The 17,768-nt window shown below is 69.2% G+C and carries 15 protein-coding genes; 6 read left to right on the top strand and 9 right to left on the bottom strand.

The annotated features are described in order from the left end of the window. Nucleotides 1-24: 24 nt before the first annotated feature. On the top strand, nt 25-642 hold the full coding sequence (locus tag OG787_RS12735; protein WP_405535245.1) for a YdeI family protein: 618 nt from the start codon (nt 25-27) through the stop codon (nt 640-642). Between the two features lie 87 nt (nt 643-729). Here OG787_RS12735 and OG787_RS12730 read toward each other — a convergent pair whose 3' ends face one another. Then, nucleotides 730-1,338, bottom strand: coding sequence for a YceI family protein (locus OG787_RS12730; RefSeq protein WP_369034836.1), 609 nt, complete (start codon nt 1,336-1,338; stop codon nt 730-732). 386 nt (nt 1,339-1,724) lie between these two features. Here OG787_RS12730 and OG787_RS12725 point away from each other — a divergent pair, with 386 nt between their 5' ends. Both OG787_RS12725 and OG787_RS12720 read left to right on the top strand, forming a co-directional pair. After that, on the top strand, nt 1,725-3,257 hold the full coding sequence (locus OG787_RS12725) for an acyl-CoA carboxylase subunit beta (protein ID WP_369034884.1): 1,533 nt from the start codon (nt 1,725-1,727) through the stop codon (nt 3,255-3,257). Between the two features lie 71 nt (nt 3,258-3,328). Continuing rightward, a complete protein-coding gene (locus tag OG787_RS12720; RefSeq protein WP_369034835.1) occupies nt 3,329-3,517 on the top strand; it encodes an acyl-CoA carboxylase subunit epsilon in 189 nt (62 codons plus the stop codon). Nucleotides 3,518-3,750: 233 nt separating this feature from the next. Here the strand turns inward: OG787_RS12720 and OG787_RS12715 are convergent, their stop codons facing one another. The 8 genes from OG787_RS12715 to OG787_RS12680 all read right to left on the bottom strand — a co-directional run bounded on the left by OG787_RS12715 (nt 3,751) and on the right by OG787_RS12680 (nt 14,494). Further along, a complete protein-coding gene (locus OG787_RS12715) occupies nt 3,751-4,332 on the bottom strand; it encodes an ATP/GTP-binding protein (protein ID WP_026248371.1) in 582 nt (193 codons plus the stop codon). Further along, entirely contained in the window at nt 4,313-4,909 is a 597-nt protein-coding gene (locus OG787_RS12710) for a DUF742 domain-containing protein (RefSeq protein WP_369037135.1), read from the bottom strand. Before OG787_RS12710 ends, OG787_RS12715 begins: the two co-directional genes overlap by 20 nt. A gap of 97 nt (nt 4,910-5,006) precedes the next feature. Continuing rightward, complete coding sequence (locus OG787_RS12705) at nt 5,007-5,420, bottom strand: roadblock/LC7 domain-containing protein (protein WP_005479603.1); 414 nt, start codon at nt 5,418-5,420, stop codon at nt 5,007-5,009. Between the two features lie 10 nt (nt 5,421-5,430). Next, a complete protein-coding gene (locus OG787_RS12700) occupies nt 5,431-8,760 on the bottom strand; it encodes a nitrate- and nitrite sensing domain-containing protein (protein ID WP_405535244.1) in 3,330 nt (1,109 codons plus the stop codon). 378 nt (nt 8,761-9,138) lie between these two features. After that, nucleotides 9,139-9,714, bottom strand: a complete 576-nt coding sequence (locus tag OG787_RS12695) for an ATP/GTP-binding protein (protein WP_006375318.1) — start codon at nt 9,712-9,714, stop codon at nt 9,139-9,141. Continuing rightward, nucleotides 9,695-10,093 (bottom strand): DUF742 domain-containing protein, encoded by a 399-nt coding sequence (locus OG787_RS12690; protein ID WP_369037137.1) that lies wholly within the window; start codon nt 10,091-10,093, stop codon nt 9,695-9,697. The genes OG787_RS12695 and OG787_RS12690 overlap by 20 nt, the downstream gene beginning before the upstream one ends. Before the next feature lie 108 nt (nt 10,094-10,201). Further along, nucleotides 10,202-10,615, bottom strand: a complete 414-nt coding sequence (locus OG787_RS12685; protein WP_010984127.1) for a roadblock/LC7 domain-containing protein — start codon at nt 10,613-10,615, stop codon at nt 10,202-10,204. 9 nt (nt 10,616-10,624) lie between these two features. After that, the gene (locus tag OG787_RS12680) at nt 10,625-14,494 is read right to left on the bottom strand and encodes a nitrate- and nitrite sensing domain-containing protein (RefSeq protein ID WP_405535243.1); all 3,870 of its coding nucleotides are present in this window, start codon (nt 14,492-14,494) and stop codon (nt 10,625-10,627) included. A 609-nt stretch (nt 14,495-15,103) separates the two neighbouring features. Between OG787_RS12680 and OG787_RS12675 the strand changes: the two genes are divergently transcribed. The 3 genes from OG787_RS12675 to gltX all read left to right on the top strand — a co-directional run bounded on the left by OG787_RS12675 (nt 15,104) and on the right by gltX (nt 17,737). Next, nucleotides 15,104-15,292: a hypothetical protein gene (locus OG787_RS12675; protein ID WP_235474602.1), complete on the top strand. Its 189-nt coding sequence runs from the start codon at nt 15,104-15,106 to the stop codon at nt 15,290-15,292. Between the two features lie 200 nt (nt 15,293-15,492). Then, the gene (locus tag OG787_RS12670; RefSeq protein ID WP_405535242.1) at nt 15,493-16,269 is read left to right on the top strand and encodes a fumarylacetoacetate hydrolase family protein; all 777 of its coding nucleotides are present in this window, start codon (nt 15,493-15,495) and stop codon (nt 16,267-16,269) included. Continuing rightward, nucleotides 16,262-17,737, top strand: a complete 1,476-nt coding sequence (gltX, locus tag OG787_RS12665) for a glutamate--tRNA ligase (RefSeq protein ID WP_405535241.1) — start codon at nt 16,262-16,264, stop codon at nt 17,735-17,737. The genes OG787_RS12670 and gltX overlap by 8 nt, the downstream gene beginning before the upstream one ends. Nucleotides 17,738-17,768: the final 31 nt, after the last annotated feature.

The following is a 17,768-nucleotide window of genomic DNA, read 5'->3' as shown; positions in this document are numbered from 1 at the left end:
CTAATCCCCACCTACCGTGTCCCCATGACCACCCCCGACGAGCCGGCCGACGTACGCGACCTCGACGGCATCCCGGTCGAGCCCTTCGCCGACGCCCCCGCCCTAGACGCCTGGCTGGCCGCCCACCCCTCCCCACAACCCGCCGCCCTCTGGGTGAAGGTAGCAAAGAAGGGGTCGGGGTTGACCTCCGTCGACTTCGCCGAGGTCAATGACGTGGCCCTCTGTCATGGGTGGATCACCGGGCAGCGCAGGAGCCTCGACGGTTCGCACTTCTTGCAGAAGATCACCCCGCGTCGGCGGGGCAGCGCATGGTCGATGGTCAATGTGCGGCGGGTGGCTGAGCTGGTCGAGGCCGGGCTCATGCGGCCCGGTGGGCTCGCGGAGGTCGACGCCGCCAAGGCGGACGGGCGGTGGGAGGCGGCGTACGAGTCCCAGCGGGAGGCCTCCGTCCCGGACGACCTCGTCGCCGCGCTGGAGCGCGAGCCCCGTGCCAAGGCGGCCTTCGAGGCGCTCGGCAGGACGGGGCGGTACCAGGAAGTGATCCTGCCGCTGCTCACCGCCCGTACGCCGGACACCCGGGCCGCGCGTCTCGCGGCGGCCGTGGCCAGGCTGGCGGAGGGGGCCGCGGATTCCCGGCCCTGAGCGGCCACCGGGGCATCCGTCACCCGGTGCCGCTCCACCTCCGCCCGCCCGAAGTCTCGCGCGGATCCAGCGGAACCACGCGTCGCGTCACGCGTTCCTGATCGCCGAGATGTCGAAGTTCAGCTTGATCTTGTCCGACACCAGGACGCCACCCGTCTCCAGGGCCGCGTTCCACGTCAGGCCCCACTCCGAGCGCAGGATCTCGGCCTTGCCCTCGAAGCCCACGCGCTCGTTGCCGAACGGGTCCTTCGCCGCGCCGTTGAACTCCAGGTCGATGGAGATCTCCTTGGTGGTGCCGAGGATCTCCAGGTCACCGGTGATGCGGTAGTCGTCGCCGCCCAGGGACTCCGCCTTGGACGAGCGGAACGTCATCGTCGGGAACTCGTCCGTCCGGAAGAAGTCCGCGCTTTTCAGGTGGCCGTCGCGGTCGGCGGAGCCCGTCTCGATGCTGTCCATCTTGATGTCGAGGGACGCGGTCGAGTTGGACGGGTCGGTGCCGTCGAGGTGCAGGGTGCCCTCGAACTCCTGGAAGCTGCCCTTGACGTTCGTCACCATGGCGTGCCGGGCGACGAAGCCGATGGTCGTGTGCGACGCGTCGATCGTGTAGTCGCCGGTCAGTGCGGCGAGCTCCGGGGTGACGACTCCGGTGGCCGTGGCTGCGTCGCCGTCGGTGGTCTTGCGGCCGAAGATACCCATGACGTGCTCCTTGAGGACGGGTTGTTGAAGCTTTAATCAATCCAACGGGGGGAACCGTAGTCCTATTCCGTTCAATGTTCAACATCATCCGCGGAGTGTCGGCGACGTTACTCCGGGTGCCGTAATCCCACCCTGCGTGGAAGGGGTGCCGCCTCGACGGCTTTGTGAGACCTCCACAACCCGAACGCCCCCTGAGCAGTCGGGTCGGCTGCATGCCGACGTTGTTCTGTTCAGGGGTACCAGGAAAACGCGCCGGAGACTGTACGGAGTCGACGGCCCGGTTTTCTTGCTCGACTTCGTAAGGTCACTACATGACCTTTATCGACGAGGCGCAGGGTGGGTCCGCGGGCGAGCCGACAGGAGAGCCGACGGACGCACGCGGGCGCGTGGCCGAGCTGCACGAGATCCGTGCGCGAGCTCTGGCCGGCCCCAGCGAGAAGGCCACCGAGGCTCAGCACGCCAAGGGCAAGCTGACCGCCCGGGAGCGCATCGAACTGCTCCTCGACCCGGACTCCTTCAACGAGGTCGAGCAGCTGCGCCGGCACCGCGCGACCGGCTTCGGCCTGGAGGCCAAGCGGCCGTTCACCGACGGTGTCATCACCGGCTGGGGCACGGTGGAGGGCCGTACGGTCTTCGTCTACGCCCATGACTTCCGCATCTTCGGCGGCGCGCTCGGTGAGGCCCACGCCACCAAGATTCACAAGATCATGGACATGGCCATCGCGGCCGGGGCCCCGCTCGTCTCCCTCAATGACGGCGCCGGTGCCCGTATCCAGGAGGGTGTGAGCGCCCTCGCCGGGTACGGCGGCATCTTCCAGCGCAACACCAGGGCGTCCGGGGTCATCCCGCAGATCTCCGTGATGCTCGGCCCGTGTGCGGGCGGCGCGGCCTACAGCCCCGCCCTCACCGACTTCGTCTTCATGGTCCGCGAGACCTCGCAGATGTTCATCACCGGCCCGGACGTCGTCAAGGCGGTCACCGGCGAGGAGATCACCCAGAACGGCCTCGGCGGCGCCGACGTGCACGCCGAGACGAGCGGCGTCGCGCACTTCGCGTACGACGACGAGGAGACCTGCATCGCCGAGGTGCGCTACCTCCTCGCGATGCTCCCGCAGAACAACCGCGAGAACCCGCCGCGCGCCGAGTCCGAGGACCCCGCCGACCGGCGCAGCGAGATCCTGCTGGACCTCGTCCCCGCCGACGGCAACCGGCCGTACGACATGGCCAAGGTCATCGAGGAGATCGTCGACGACGGCGACTTCCTTGAGGTCCACGAGCGTTGGGCCCGCAACATCATCTGCGCGCTTGGCCGGCTCGACGGCCAGGTCGTCGGCATCGTCGCCAACCAGCCGCAGAGCCTCGCCGGGGTCCTGGACATCGAGGCGTCGGAAAAAGCTGCACGGTTTGTCCAGATGTGCGACGCTTTTAACATCCCGATCGTCACGCTGCTGGATGTCCCCGGCTTCCTGCCGGGCGTCGACCAGGAGCACGGCGGAATCATCCGGCACGGCGCGAAGCTCCTCTACGCCTACTGCAACGCGACCGTTCCGAGGATCTCGCTGATCCTGCGCAAGGCGTACGGAGGCGCGTACATCGTCATGGACAGCCAGTCCATCGGCGCCGACCTCACCTACGCCTGGCCGACGAACGAGATCGCCGTGATGGGCGCCGAAGGTGCCGCCAACGTCATCTTCCGCCGTCAGATCGCGGACGCCGAGGACTCCGAGGCGATGAGGGCTCGGATGGTCAAGGAGTACAAGTCCGAGCTGATGCACCCCTACTACGCCGCCGAGCGCGGACTGGTCGACGACGTCATCGACCCGGCCGAGACCCGTTCGGTGCTCATCAGGTCGCTCGCGATGCTGCACACCAAGCACGCCGATCTGCCCTCGCGAAAGCACGGCAACCCCCCGCAGTGATCCCCGCGTGGTAACCCAGCGGATCCTTCGCGGTACACCCGCGGAAACCTCTCTCACGGAGACTGTGACCTATGAACACCTCTGACATTCGCGTCGAGAAGGGCCATGCCGAGCCCGAAGAGGTCGCCGCTATCACGGCGGTCCTTCTTGCCCGCGCGGCAGCAGCCCCGGTGGCGCCTGCGGCTCACCGGCGCCCGAAGGCCGGCTGGCGTCGGCTGGAGCGCGAGGGTGGGTTCCGCGCGCCGCACAGCTGGCACTGAGCCTTCTGAGTCTGGGTTTTGAAAGGGCCCCCCTTCCGCGGTGCGGGAGGGGGGCCCTTTCGTATGTGCGTCGGCTGCGGGCCGGTGGGGGCTTGTCGCGCAGTTCCCCGCGCCCCTGAAAGCACCAGCCCCCGCCGTCTTCAGGGGCGCGGGGAACTGCGCGACAAGCCGAAGGGCTGCCGCAGACGGCCTACAACCGTCCGAGGCAGCCCAGTAGCCGCAAAACCACGTACCTACCGCAGGCGAGCCATCAGCGCGTGCTCCACGAGCGTGATGAGCGCGCTCTTCGCGTCCGCCCGATGCCGCGCGTCCGTCGTGATGATCGGCGTGTCCGGGCCGATCTGGAGCGCCTCCCGGACCTCGTCCGGGTTGTACGGCTGGTTCCCGTCGAATCCGTTCAGGGCGATCACGAAGGGCAGCCCGGAGTTCTCGAAGTAGTCGACCGCCGGGAAGCAGTCCGCGAGGCGCCTCGTGTCGACGAGGACGATCGCGCCGATCGCGCCGCGCACCAGGTCGTCCCACATGAACCAGAAACGGTCCTGGCCGGGCGTACCGAAGAGGTACAGGATCAGGTCCTGGTCCAGGGTGATACGGCCGAAGTCCATTGCCACCGTCGTGGTGGTCTTGTCCCCCGTGTGCGTGAGGTCGTCGATGCCCGCGGACGCGGACGTCATCACGGCCTCGGTACGCAGCGGATTGATCTCCGAGACGGCCCCGACGAACGTGGTCTTGCCCACGCCGAAGCCGCCCGCCACCACGATTTTCGCGGACGTGGTGGAGCGGGAAGGCCCTCCGCTAGAGCTTGCGAAGTCCACTGAGCACCCTTTCGAGCAAAGTCACGTCTGGCTGGCCGCCGGCGTTCTCGTCGCCGCCGGGCTGATGAATGGCGACCAGGCCTGCCTCCGCCAAGTCGGCGACGAGGATCCTGGCCACGCCGAGGGGGATGGTCAGCAACGCCGAGATTTCGGCCACCGACTTGATCTCTCGGCAGAGGTTGCAGATCCGCTGATGCTCGGGCAACTGGCCCTGCATCTGGTGCGGCTGCGCAGTGGTGTGCACCAGCGCCTCGATGGCGAGCTGGTAACGCGGCCGCGTACGGCCACCGGTCATCGCGTAGGGGCGTACCAGCGGATTGCTGGCACCTCCCGCGGGCGACGGTTCGGGGGAGCGCCGCTGCGGCTGTACAGGCTGGATGCGCGGCGCCGGCGGCTGGTCGTACGGCGACGGCCCGGGACCCTGCGGGTTCTGGGGTGCGTACGGCTGCTGCCGACGGTGGCTCGGTGCGGAGGGGAAGTTGTACCGGTTCTGGTCACCCTGACCCTGGCCGCCCTGACCCTGGCCGGGGCCGTACGACCAGTTGCCCGAGGACGAACCGCCTGGGGGTGTTGCCACTTTCTTCTCCTCCTCCGACTGTGCCGGGGCACCGCATCACTGTGGAGCCGCGTCCGAAACCTACCGTCCCGGGACGCCAAAACGCACCGTCTGTCTGCTAGTTGAGAAGGCTCCCTTGGAGCTCCGCACGCAGATCGGGTGTCAGGACCGTACCGGCACGGTCGACCAGAAGCGCCATCTCGTACCCAATGAGACCGATGTCGGCCTCCGGATGTGCAAGGACCGCGAGCGAAGAACCGTCGGAGACGGACATGATGAAGAGGAATCCCCGCTCCATCTCCACAACTGTCTGGTTCACGCTGCCGCCCTCGAAGATGCGCGAGGCACCAGCGGTGAGGGAGGTCAGACCGGAGGCGACAGCGGCGAGCTGGTCCGCACGGTCTCGCGGAAAACCTTCGGACATCGCCAGAAGGAGTCCGTCGGCGGAGACCACCACCGTGTGGGACACCCCAGGGGTGTTGTCCACGAAGTTGGTGATCAACCAGTTCAGGTTCTGCGCCGCCTGGCTCATCGGGCTCACACTAACGCTCCTGGTTGTAGGTGCTGTCAGGCCCACCGTGGTGATTCCTGGTGGCCTGGCCGTTCGTGTCACTACCTGCGGTGCGTCCCCGCTGGACGCCCTGGCGCAGGTTGCTCAACCTGCCCCGGATGTCCTCGGGGGCGCGGGAGACCGACGGACCGCCCTGGGGAGTCGCTTCCGCGGCACCCTCGATCAGATTGGCCTTCGGCACCCGGCGCGGCAGGCCGGAGGAGGTTACCCCGCCCGCCTTGGGCTTGCGGAGCGCTGACGCCTGCTGCCAGCGCTCGTCGTTGGCCGAGCGCCAGTCGTCGGGACCGGTTCCGTTGCCGTTCGCCTTGCCGTTCTGCTCCGCGGGGGCCGGCGCCGGAGTCTCCTGGCCCACGTGCTGCCGGGAGGTGCCGTTGCTGGTGCCGCTCGCGGTGGATCCACGGCGGGGGAGCCCGGCATCGGTCAGCGTGTGCGGGGCGGAGGGGGCCGGTCCCGGACGCTCGAAGCCTACGTGATTTCGCTCACTCACGTCACCGGCCTGCGCGGACTCCGTTTCCGGAGCGTACTCGGAGCGGTGTCCGTTCTGGTAACTCTCCGGCTGCGGCCAGTCGTCCTGGTAGCGCCGCTCCTCGAAGGCCGAGAAGGACTCCGGGGCGGAGGCGTGCGCCGGCGCGGGCTCTTCCTGGCCGGGCTCCGCGTACGCGGGCTCGGGGTAGCCGCCGTTGCCGTTCGTGGACGAGTAGCCGTTCGTCGACGGGTAGTCGCTGCCGGCGGAGGTGAAGTCGTCCGTCTGCGGGAAGCCGTTGCTCCCGTTGTAGTACGGCTCCTCGTACGACGGCTGCTGCCGTTCCTCGTACGCCGTCTGCTGGTCGTAGCCCGCGAAGGGCTCCTCCAGGGCCGGGGTCTGGCCGTTCGGCGCCGCGGTGAAGTCGTCGCCGTACGCGGGGACCTCGCCGGCCTCGTGCTGGCCCGGCTCGGGGTGCGTCTGGGCCTCCAGCTGCGCCCGGCGCTCCTCGCGCATCAGCGAGCGGCCTACGGGGTCCAGCTCGCGTATGTCGTCCGGGACCTCGGTGTAGCGGCTGTCGTCGAAGCCCAGCTCGGCCGCCGTACGCATCGGCTGCTGCTGGACGGCTCCGAAGCTCTCGCCGACGTACTGCTGCTGCGGCTGCTGCTCCGGGATGATCTGCGAGACGGTGAACTCGTCGCGCTGAAGCTGCTGCTCGCCACCGCCACCGTGGGTGATGGCGTCCGGGAGCATGACCAGCGAGGTCGTACCGGCCTGCTCGCCCGAGGGACGGAGCTGGACGCGGATGCCGTGCCGGTCGGACAGCCGGCCGACCACGAACAGGCCCATGCGCTGGGAGATCGCGGCGTCCACGGTCGGCGGGTTGGCCAGCTTGTGGTTGATGTCCGCGAAGTCCTCGGCGGTGAGGCCGATGCCCTTGTCGTGGATCTCGACCATGATGCGGCCGTCCGGGAGACGGGTCGCCGTGACGCGGACCTTCGTCTGGGGGGACGAGAACGTCGTGGCGTTCTCCAGCAGCTCCGCCAGCAGGTGCACGAGGTCGGTGACCGCGCGGCCGTGGATCTCGGCCTCCGGTACGCCCGACAGCTCGATGCGCTCGTACTGCTCCACCTCGGAGGAGGCGGCGCGCAGGACGTCGACCAGCGGGACCGGCTGGTCCCAGCGGCGGCCCGGCTCCTCGCCGGCGAGGACCAGCAGGTTCTCGCCGTTGCGGCGCATACGGGTCGCGAGGTGGTCCAGACGGAAGAGGTTCTCCAGCTGGTCCGGGTCGGCCTCGTTGTTCTCCAGGTCGGTGATCAGGGTCAGCTGGCCCTCGATCAGGGACTGGTTGCGACGCGACAGGTTGGTGAAGATCGCGTTGATGTTGCCTCGGAGCAGGGCCTGCTCGGCGGCCAGTCGGACCGCCTCGCGGTGGACCTGGTCGAAGGCGCGGGCAACCTCGCCGATCTCGTCCGTGGTGTTGATGGGGATCGCGGCGACCCGGGTGTCGACCCGGCCGGGGTCGGTGCGCGAGAGCTGGTCGACCAGCATCGGCAGGCGCTGCTCGGCGATACCGAAGGCGGCGTTGCGCAGCTGGCGCATCGAGCGGCTCATCTGGCGGGCCACCATGCCGGCCAGGATGAACGCGGCGAGCAGGGCGACCACGACGGCCGCACCCACGATGATCGCGTCGCGCTTGGCGTCGTCGGAGATGCTGGACGCCTCGGCCACCGCGGACTTGGAGAGGTCCGTCTCCAGCTTGAGGTACGCGTTGTACTTCAGCGTGTTGATCGCCCACCAGTTCTGGGGCGTGATGCCGCTCGCCGCGAGCTGGGCGCGGGCGCTGGTGTCGGTCGAGGAGAGCGCGGCCAGGGCCGAGATCATCTTGGTGGGGTCGGACGGCGGCTGGACATAGGTCTCGCCCTTGGCCGCGGCGGCCTGGGCGGCCTGCTCGGCCATCTCCTTGCCCGTCGCGGTGACCTGAGCGGTCGCGTCCTCCAGCTTCTTGGCGTCCTCGGCGGTGCCGCCCGCGATGTACTCCGCGATGGCGATCCGCTCCAGGTACGCGTACGAGGAGAGCGCGATGCGCTGGGCCTGGAAGCTGGTCGCGCTCGGGCCCGGCTTGATCAGCAGGTGCATGCCGATGGCACGCTCCAGCGAGACGGACGCCTTGGTGAGCGAGATCGCGTACACGGTCCGGCCGTAGGCGGTGATGTTGCCCGTGCCCAGGCCCAGCTCGTTGGAGAACTCCATCAGCGTGTGCGTGATGGCGGTGTAGCTCTCCTCGGACTGCACGCCGGTGAGCTTCGAGGTGTAGGCGGCCGCACGGACCGTCTCCAGCTGGGGCTCAACCTCGCGGAACAGCTTCAGCCGGCGCTCGACACTCGGCTTGTCCGGCATGTTCTGCACGGCGGCGTCGAAGGCGTCGGCGGCCTTGTCGGTGGCCGCACGGGCCTTCACGACCGTCGCGTCGTCCTGGCCCTTGCCCTGGAGCAGGGGTGCCGCGGTGATGTCACGCTCCTGGAAGAGCGCGTCGCCGTAGTTCAGGGCGGCCTGCACGACGCGTGCGGTGCTCTCCGCGTCCTCGGCCTCCTGCCAGGTGTCGATCGAACTCTTCACCTGGAAGCCGCCCATGACGAGGCCGACCACCACGGGTATGAGCAGGATCGCGTTCAGCCTGGTCGGCACGCGCCAGTTGCGCGGGGAGAAACGGCCGCCGCTCGGAGCGGGTGGGGCCGTCGGCTCCGAGCCGGGCACAGGGGCGGACGCCGCTCCGCGCGGCGGCGGGGTGAAGTTGCCCCGGGCCGACGGCTCGGGACCGTTCTTGCTTCGCCTCACTCGACCAACAACCTCTCGGCGGAAGGCACCAACGTTGTGCCGCAGTCTCTCAGAGCCGGTAAGTCAAAGACCCCCGGTGGGTGTACGTCTTTGACTATTAGGCAGTTCAGGCATTCCAGCACGTCAGCCTTCGCTCTTCCAAACAGTGGAATGGGAAGATCCGTAGTGATGTAAGCCCCAGATAAAACGGTCATAAAGAACGAGCCCCGCCAAAAGGCGGGGCTGATGTGAGCGCAGCGAGACCAGGTGACCGCGACGCGTGGCCGTACCACCAGATATCTCTGTCGAAACGTTATGAACACCGGGGCCGACCGTGTCAAAGGCCACAGTCGGCTCCGGTGTATCTACGACAACTGCCGTACGGCATCGTTGACTTGGTTACCGCAGGCGCGCCATGAGCGCGTGCTCGACCAGCGTGATCAGCGCGCTCTTGGCATCCGAGCGGTGCCGGGCGTCCGTCGTGATGATCGGCGCGTCCGGGCCGATCTGGAGCGCCTCGCGCACTTCTTCGGGGTTGTACGGCTGGTGTCCGTCGAAGCCGTTGAGGGCGATGACGAACGGCAGGCCGCTGTTCTCGAAGTAGTCGACCGCGGGGAAACAGTCCGCGAGCCGGCGGGTGTCGACCAGGACCACGGCACCGATCGCGCCGCGCACCAGGTCGTCCCACATGAACCAGAAACGGTCCTGACCCGGCGTACCGAAGAGGTACAGGATCAGGTCCTGGTCCAGGGTGATACGGCCGAAGTCCATGGCCACCGTGGTGGTGGTCTTGTCCCCGGTGTGGGTCAGGTCGTCGATACCCGCCGAGGCCGACGTCATGACGGCCTCGGTGCGCAGCGGGTTGATCTCCGAGACGGCGCCCACGAACGTGGTCTTGCCCACGCCGAACCCACCCGCGACCACGATCTTCGCGGAGGTGGTGGCCCGGCCCCCGTCAGAGCTTGCGAAGTCCACTGAGCACCCTTTCGAGCAGTGTCACCGCTGGTGCACCGCCGTTGTTCTCGTCGCCGCCCGGCTGGTGGATGGCGACCAGTCCGGCCTCGGCGAGGTCCGCGACCAGGATGCGGGCCACACCGAGCGGCATGGCGAGGAGCGCCGACACCTCTGCCACCGACTTGACCTCACGGCACAGGTGGCAGATGCGCTGGTGCTCGGGGAGCAGTCCCATCAGCGCCGCCGGGTCGGCCGTGGTGCTGATCAGGGCCTCGATGGCGAGCTGGTAGCGCGGCCGGGTCCGGCCGCCGGTCATGGCGTAGGGCCGAACCAGCGGCTGGTCGCCCTCGTCCCCGTACGGCTCGGCGTACGGATCGTGAGAGGCGGTGGGCGGGGTCATGAATCCTCCGGGCGGGACAGCGTCGGTCAGTCGTGCCGTCTGACATGGCCGGTGGGGGGATTGTGTCGGCCGGACGGTGTTTTGGTGAGACGGGTGGATCCGGAGCGGTCAGTGGAGCAGACTGCCCTGTAGTTCGGCGCGCAGGTCCGGGGTGAGCACTGCGCCCGCCCGGTCGACCAGGAGCGCCATCTCGTAGCCGACAAGGCCGATGTCGCACTCGGGGTGGGAGAGGACCGCCAGCGACGATCCGTCCGAGACGGACATGAGAAAGAGGAAACCGCGTTCCATCTCGACCACCGTCTGGGCCACCGTGCCGCCCTCGAAGATGCGCGAGGCACCCGCGGTGAGCGAGGTGAGCCCGGAGGCGACGGCGGCGAGCTGGTCGGCGCGGTCACGCGGGAAACCTTCCGACATCGCCAGAAGGAGACCGTCGGCGGACACGACGACGGTGTGGGACACACCCGGGGTGTTGTCCACGAAGTTGGTTATCAACCAGTTGAGGTTTTGTGCCGCCTGGCTCATCTGGCTCAACTAACGCTCCTGCTGGTGAGTGGGGCTGGGGAAGCTGCCGGTGTCGGAGCCGGTACCGGCCTGCCGACCCTGGGCGATGCCCCTACGGAGATTGGTCAGCCGGCCGCGCACGTCATCGGGCGCGCGCGAGACCGCAGGACCGCTTTGGTGCTGTTGCTGCTGAGCCGTACCCGGTACGAGGTTCGCACGCGGGACCCGGCGCGGAAGGCCGGAAGTCGTGACGCCACCGGCAGCCGGCTGGCGGACACGCTCTGCCTGCCGGATCAGCTCGTCGTTGGGCGAGCTGCGCCAGGAGCTGGTAGCGGCCGGCGCGGTCGCCGGACGCGGGGGAGTCGGCGCGGAGGACGGCTGCGGGGGAGCCGAACCGTTCCCGTTGCTGACGCCGTTGGTGCTGGTGCCGTTGGTCTGCGGCCGGCCGCCCTGCTGACCCTGCCCGTGGAACCAGTTGGTCTCCAGGGTGTCGTACAGCGGCGTCCGTCCGTCACCCGGGCTGCTCGCCGGCGGCAGGGCCTCCGGCTGCGGCGGGCGCGGCGGGACCGGCGGACGCGAGCCGCCGAAGTCACCGGGGCCACGGCCCGCGCCCGGCTGGGGACGCTCGAACTGGCCGGTGGACGACGGGTCCTGCTGGCGGCGCGGTACCGGACCCCGGCTGTCGAAGGGGGCCGGCGGCGCGGGGAACTGGCCGGTCGAGCCGTTGTCGTACCCGGTCGGAGCCGGGAACTGGCCCGTCGAACCGTTGTCGTACGACGGGGGCCCGAACTGCCCGTTGTTCTGCGGGCTCTGCGGTCCGCCGGCCGGGGCGCCGAAGACGTCCGAGCGGACGAACGACCCGGTGTTCTGCTGGCCGTTGGTGTCGGCGGGGCCGAAACCGGGCACGGCGAACTGACCGGTGTCCGAAGGACCGCCAGGACGCGGGGCGTTGAAGTCGGGGCGGGCGAACTCGGAGGTGGCGGCCGGGTTCTGGAGATCGTCGATGCGCGGAAGCGCCGGCATCTCCGAGGTGGCGGCCGGGTCCTGGCGGCTGTCGATGCGAGGCATCCGCGAGGTGGAGTCCGGCTCCTCGTGACCGCGCGGGGTGTCCAGCGAGGCACGCGGCACCGGGGGCTGCGCGTTCTCGTCGCTCCAGCTCGGCCGCGACGGCGGGTTGCCGCCGGGCAGCTCCGGACGGGCCGCACCGCCACGCGGCGGAAGCTGCGGACGACGCCCGCCGCCCTGACCCTCCGGGCGCTGCGGGGGTACGGGGCCGCGCGAGCCGCCGAAGCCGTCCTGACGTGAGGTGCTGTTGCCGAAGGCGTCCTGGCCCTGGCGTGCGCCCGGACCGTCACCGAAGCCACCGGCGGCCTGCATGCCCTGCGGAGCACCCGGCGCCTGGCCGAAGCCGCCCGCACCGGCACCGGCCGGAGCCGGCCTGCCGCCCTGCTGCGGGGCGCCCGGACCCTGCGGTCCACGCGGAGCCCCGCCCGGACCGCCCGGGCGACCGCCCGCGTCCCGGCCGGGCAGCGCGGCGCGCGGTCCCTGGCCGGAGCCGACCTGGCCGCGCGGAGCGGCACCGGCGCCGAGGAGTCCGCCACCGGCGGGAGCACCCTGGCCGCCGTTCCGGCGGGCCGCGGCCACACCGGCGGCGGCCTGCGCGGCGGCGGGACCGCCCGCGGGGGCGCCCTGGCCGGGCTTGCCCGGAGCGGGCTTCTTGCCGCCCTGGGCGACGTCGACGGGGAGCATGACCAGTGCGGTCGTACCACCGGAGTCGGAGGGACGCAGCTGGATGCGGATGCCGTGGCGCTGCGAGAGGCGGCCGACCACGAACAGACCCATGCGGCGGGAGACCGACACGTCCACGGTGGGCGGTGCGGCGAGCCGCTCGTTGATCGCGGCGAGGTCCTCGGGGGAGAGGCCGATGCCGGTGTCGTGGATCTCGATCAGGACGCGGCCGTCGGGCAGCGCGTGACCGGTGACCTTGACCTTGGTCTGCGGGGAGGAGAACGACGTGGCGTTCTCCAGCAGCTCGGCGAGCAGGTGCACGAGGTCGTTGACCACTCGGCCGGCGACCTCGGTGGTCGGCACGGACGACAGTTCGATGCGCTCGTACTGCTCCACCTCGGAGGCGGCGGCGCGGAGCACGTCGACCAGCGGGACCGGACGGGTCCAGCGGCGGCCGGGCTCCTCACCGGCGAGGACGAGAAGGTTCTCGCCGTTCCGGCGCATACGGGTCGCGAGGTGGTCGAGCTTGAAGAGCGAGGACAGCTGGTCCGGGTCGGCCTCGCGGGACTCCAGTTCGGAGATGAGCGAGAGCTGACGCTGGATGAGGCCCTGGGAGCGGCGCGAGAGGTTGGTGAACATCGCGTTGACGTTGCCTCGCAGGAGGGCCTGCTCGGCGGCGAGGCGGACGGCCTCGCGGTGCACGTCGTCGAAGGCCGCGGCCACCTGGCCGATCTCGTCCCGGGAGTGCACACCGACCGACTCGACGGAGGTGTCGACGTCCTGCGGGTCCGACTCCGAGAGCTGCTTGACCAGCTCGGGCAGCCGGTCCTGGGCGACCTTGGTCGCGGTGTCCTGGAGGCGGCGCAGCGAGCGGATCATGGACCGGGCGACGACGAAGGCACCGACCAGCGAGACACCGAGGACGAGCAGGATCAGCGCACCGGAGACGATCGCTTCCTGCTCGGCGTCGTTGCGCAGTTCACGAGCCTTCTGCTCCATCTCGTTGAGCAGCGTCAGCTCGATCTTCTTCATCTGAAGGATCTTGGCCGAGTCGTCGTCGATCCAGTCCTTGTAGGAGCGCTTCTGGAGCCCCTGGATGCCGTCCCTGCTCTGAAGGATGCGCTTGGCGTAGAGGTCGGCCGCGGTGATCGTCGGGTTGCCCTCGTCGATCGACTGGAGCATTTCCTCGGCGCCGTCGCCGTAGATGCTCTTGAAGCTGTCCAGCTCGGATTCCTGGCTGCTCAGCGCGGAGTCGGCGTAGAGCCGGTCGTTCTCCGAGAGCTTGCCGACCGTCTTGTTGTCCTCGGGCAGCGCCGCCGCGATGACCGCGCGCTGGATCGACGCGTACTCCTTGGCCGAGGAGAACGCGGCCAGCGAGCGGGTGCGGGTGATCATCTCGGGGTTGCTGGTCGCCTCGGCCATGTCCTGGGAGAGGTCGAGCAGCTGGGTGATCAGCCGGTGGTAGGACTCGACCGTCTGCGTCGAGTTCTGCGAGTCCTCGTAGGCGCTCCTGCGGATCTCGTCCAGGTTGGCCAGCTCGCCGACGAGACCCACCAGGCTGTCTCGGACACCCTCGAGGTTTCCGTTCTTGCTGGCGGCGTCGATCTCTTCGGAGCCGTCGATGAAGTTGGCGCGGGCCCGGTCGGTCTTCTCGCGTACGCCCTTGACGCTGTAGTCCGTGGCGGGCGCGCCGTGCGCGAGGGGACCGGCCGACTGGTCGCGCTCCTCCTGGAGCGCGGCGGACAGCTCGGTCGCCTGCTTGGTGATGTCCGTCAGCAGCCGCATGTTGTCGAGCTGCTGGATGTCGTCCATGTTGTCGCTGATGCGCAGCGCACCGAGCGAGGTCGCGGCGACCACGGGGAGCGCGAGCAGCGAGACCAGACGGGTCGAGATCCGCCAGTTCCGCAGGGCTATTCGCGTACCGGGGCCGCTCGGGCCCTTGGCGGGCTTCACCGGCGGCGGAGCGGCCGCGGGGGCGCCGGTGACCGCGCCCTTGCCGCCGGGTCCGCCGGGCGCACCACTGCCGAGGCGCGTCGACCGCTCGCCGTTGTCGCCGGTCAGAGCTGCCTGGCCCGGGTTCTGGGCGTGCTGGGGGGAGGAACCGTTACCGGCTCCGTTGTGTGGCTCCGGCTCCGCCGAAGCGCTGCCATCCCTCTTGAAACGTCCCTGCACTAGCGTCGCAACCTCTGGACCAGGCGCCCCTCCGCGTGAACGGACGGACGGTGTCGGCGTATAGGGGGCGCCCTGAAATACGCCCCCCATGGTGGTCGTTGAGTAACCCGGCGCTGGTTCCCCCTTACGTGCCGCCGCTCGGCGCTGCTTCGCGCCCCCTGTGCGCCGGCTCGTATCCCGCGGCGGTCCGTGAGATTCCAGCACAGTGCCGGATCTCCAACAAGGCCAATGGGTCACGGTGTGACGACGATGACACCTTGTGAGCGCCGCGTCACGAGGCGTACGGAGCGAACCCGTGCATAACGGGCGGAACTCCACGAGTCGCATGGATAGTCGTGGTGTCCAGGTCGCCATGATCAGGAGCGGAATGAGGGCTTCAGTGAAGCAATGTCCGTTTCGTAGAGGGGACTTGAAGGCCGGGATTGACCGGTTTGCCCATGGACTCGTGAGCAAACTCACACGCCGTTCAAGGGGTCTCCGTGACTTCCCCAGGGAATCGGATGTTTAGCCTGACGCTTTACAGGGATGGCAAATCCGACAACCCGCGCGCGGGTGGCGGCTCTCCGCCCCGCCGAGCGCCCGGACACGACAGGGTCGAGGACTACAACAGTGAAGACGACGACGATGTTCCACAACATCGCAAACCCGCGGCGCACGACGCTGGCCCACCTCACGGACGCCGACGAGCTGACGCCCGTCGAGCAGCCGGAGCACTCCGTAGACCTCCCCACCCAGACCGCCAACCCCCGCCGCACCATCCTCATGGAAGCCCCGGTCGCGGCCTCCGTCGCCGAGTAATACGCGCGAGTGCCGCCCCGTCGTTCAGGGCGGACCCTGTGAATGCCTGTGTGTCAAGGGCGCCTCTGCCCCTCGTACCCCGCTTCCGGTCGTACGAGGGCCATGGGCGCCCTCGGCATATTGCGCGAGGCGCCTGCTCGCGGCGCGTTAGCCTGGAGCGTCAGACTCCAGCCGGACCAGCAGAGGGGCGCAGGAATCCCGTGCGCATCGCCAGATTCTCCATCGACGGGAACGTCGCCTTCGGCGCGGTCGAGGGCGACAAGCCGGACGAACTAGTCCTGGACATCATCAAGGGCATTCCGTTCGCCGAATTCGAACTCTCCGGCACGAAGGTCCCCCTCGACAAGGTCCGCCTGCTGCCGCCGGTGCTCCCCAACAAGGTCGTCGCCTACGGCCGCAACTACGCGGAGCACGCGCGGGAGTTGGGCAACGAGGTCCCCGACGCCCCGTTCGCCTTCTTCAAGCCGTCCACCTCGGTGATCGGCTCCGGCGACGACATCCAGTACCCCTCCTTCACCGAGGAACTGCACCACGAGGCCGAACTCGCCGTGGTCATCGGCCGGATGTGCCGCGAGGTCCCGCGCGAGCGCGTCAAGGACGTCATCCTCGGCTACACCTGCGCCAACGACATCACCGCGCGGGACGTCCAGAAGCGCGAGAAGCAGTGGGCCCGGGCGAAGGGCTTCGACACCAGCTGCCCCCTCGGCCCCTGGATCGAGACGGACCTCGACCCGTCCGACCTGACGATCCAGCTCACGGTCAACGGACAGCAGCGCCAACTCGGCCGCACCAGCGAGATGATCCACTCGATCGAGGACCTGATCGTCAACATCACCGAGGCCATGACGCTGCTCCCCGGCGACGTGATCCTCACGGGCACCCCGGCAGGCGTCGGACCGCTCACCGTCGGCGACGAGGTCGCCGTCACCATCGAAGGCATCGGCACTCTCACCAACAAGGTTGTCAAGCGTGGCTAGCGCACCTGTACGCGTCCGTTTCTGCCCCTCGCCGACCGGTAACCCGCATGTGGGCCTGGTCCGTACGGCCCTGTTCAACTGGGCGTACGCCCGCCACACCGGCGGCACCTTCGTCTTCCGCATCGAGGACACCGACGCGGCCCGCGACTCCGAGGAGTCGTACGAGCAGCTGCTGTCCTCGCTGCGCTGGCTGGGCTTCGACTGGGACGAGGGCCCCGAGATCGGCGGCCCGCACGCGCCGTACCGCCAGTCGCAGCGCATGGACACCTACAAGGACGTGGCGGCCAAGCTCCTGGAAGCGGGCCACGCGTACCACTGCTACTGCTCCACGGAGGAGCTGGACACCCGCCGCGACGCCGCCCGCGCGGCCGGCCGGCCCTCCGGGTACGACGGCCACTGCCGCGCCCTGACCGACGAGCAGGTGTCCGCGTACACGGCCGAGGGCCGCACGCCGATCGTCCGCTTCCGGATGCCCGACGAGACGATCACCTTCACGGACCTGGTCCGCGGCGAACTGACGTTCACCGCGGAGAACGTTCCGGACTACGGGATCGTACGAGCCAACGGCGCCCCGCTCTACACCCTCGTGAACCCGGTCGACGACGCGCTGATGGAGATCACGCACGTCCTGCGCGGCGAGGACCTGCTGTCGTCGACCCCACGCCAGATCGCCCTGTACAAGGCGCTGATCGAACTGGGCATCGCGAAGCAGATCCCGTCCTTCGGGCACCTGCCGTACGTGATGGGCGAGGGCAACAAGAAGCTCTCGAAGCGCGACCCGGAGTCGAGCCTGAACCTCTACCGGGAGCGCGGCTTCCTCCCCGAGGGCCTGCTCAACTACCTCTCCCTCCTCGGCTGGTCGCTCTCGGCCGACCAGGACGTCTTCTCGATCGACGAGATGGTCGCCGCCTTCGACGTGTCGGACGTGAACCCCAACCCGGCCCGCTTCGACCTGAAGAAGTGCGAGGCGATCAACGCCGACCACATCCGGCTGCTGGACGTGAAGGACTTCACGGAGCGCTGCGCGCCCTGGCTCCAGGCGCCCTTCGCGCCCTGGTCGCCGGAGGCCTTCGACGAGGCGAAGTGGCAGGCGATCGCCCCGCACGCCCAGACCCGCCTCAAGGTCCTCTCGGAGATCACGGACAACGTCGACTTCCTGTTCCTGCCCGAGCCGGCCACCGACGAGGCGTCCTGGACGAAGGCCATGAAGGAGGGCAGCGACGCCCTCCTGATCACGGCGCGGGAGAAGCTGGAGGCGGCCGACTGGACGTCCCCCGAGTCCCTGAAGGAGGCCGTCCTGGCCGCCGGCGAGGCCCACGGCCTCAAGCTCGGCAAGGCCCAGGCCCCGGTCCGCGTAGCCGTCACCGGCCGCACGATCGGCCTGCCCCTCTTCGAGTCCCTCGAAGTCCTGGGCAAGGAGAAGACACTGACCCGCATCGACGCGGCACTGGCGAGGCTGGCGGCGTAGTACGGCGGTTTTGAGAGGGCGGCGTCCGTTC

It is taken from the genome of Streptomyces sp. NBC_00075, from assembly GCF_045041225.1.
Classification (GTDB): domain Bacteria; phylum Actinomycetota; class Actinomycetes; order Streptomycetales; family Streptomycetaceae; genus Streptomyces; species Streptomyces adonidis.
This window is presented reverse-complemented; position numbering and strand designations above follow the sequence as displayed.

What these genes read in the sequence shown, in the direction of transcription:
- OG787_RS12720 (WP_369034835.1), top strand. Translation starts at nt 3,329, where the DNA reads ATGAACACCTCTGACATTCGCGTCGAGAAGGGCCATGCCGAGCCCGAA.
- OG787_RS12730 (WP_369034836.1), bottom strand. Translation starts at nt 1,338, where the DNA reads ATGGGTATCTTCGGCCGCAAGACCACCGACGGCGACGCAGCCACGGCC.
- OG787_RS12685 (WP_010984127.1), bottom strand. Translation starts at nt 10,615, where the DNA reads ATGAGCCAGGCGGCACAAAACCTCAACTGGTTGATAACCAACTTCGTG.
- OG787_RS12690 (WP_369037137.1), bottom strand. Translation starts at nt 10,093, where the DNA reads ATGACCCCGCCCACCGCCTCTCACGATCCGTACGCCGAGCCGTACGGG.
- OG787_RS12735 (WP_405535245.1), top strand. Translation starts at nt 25, where the DNA reads ATGACCACCCCCGACGAGCCGGCCGACGTACGCGACCTCGACGGCATC.
- OG787_RS12705 (WP_005479603.1), bottom strand. Translation starts at nt 5,420, where the DNA reads ATGAGCCAGGCGGCGCAGAACCTGAACTGGTTGATCACCAACTTCGTG.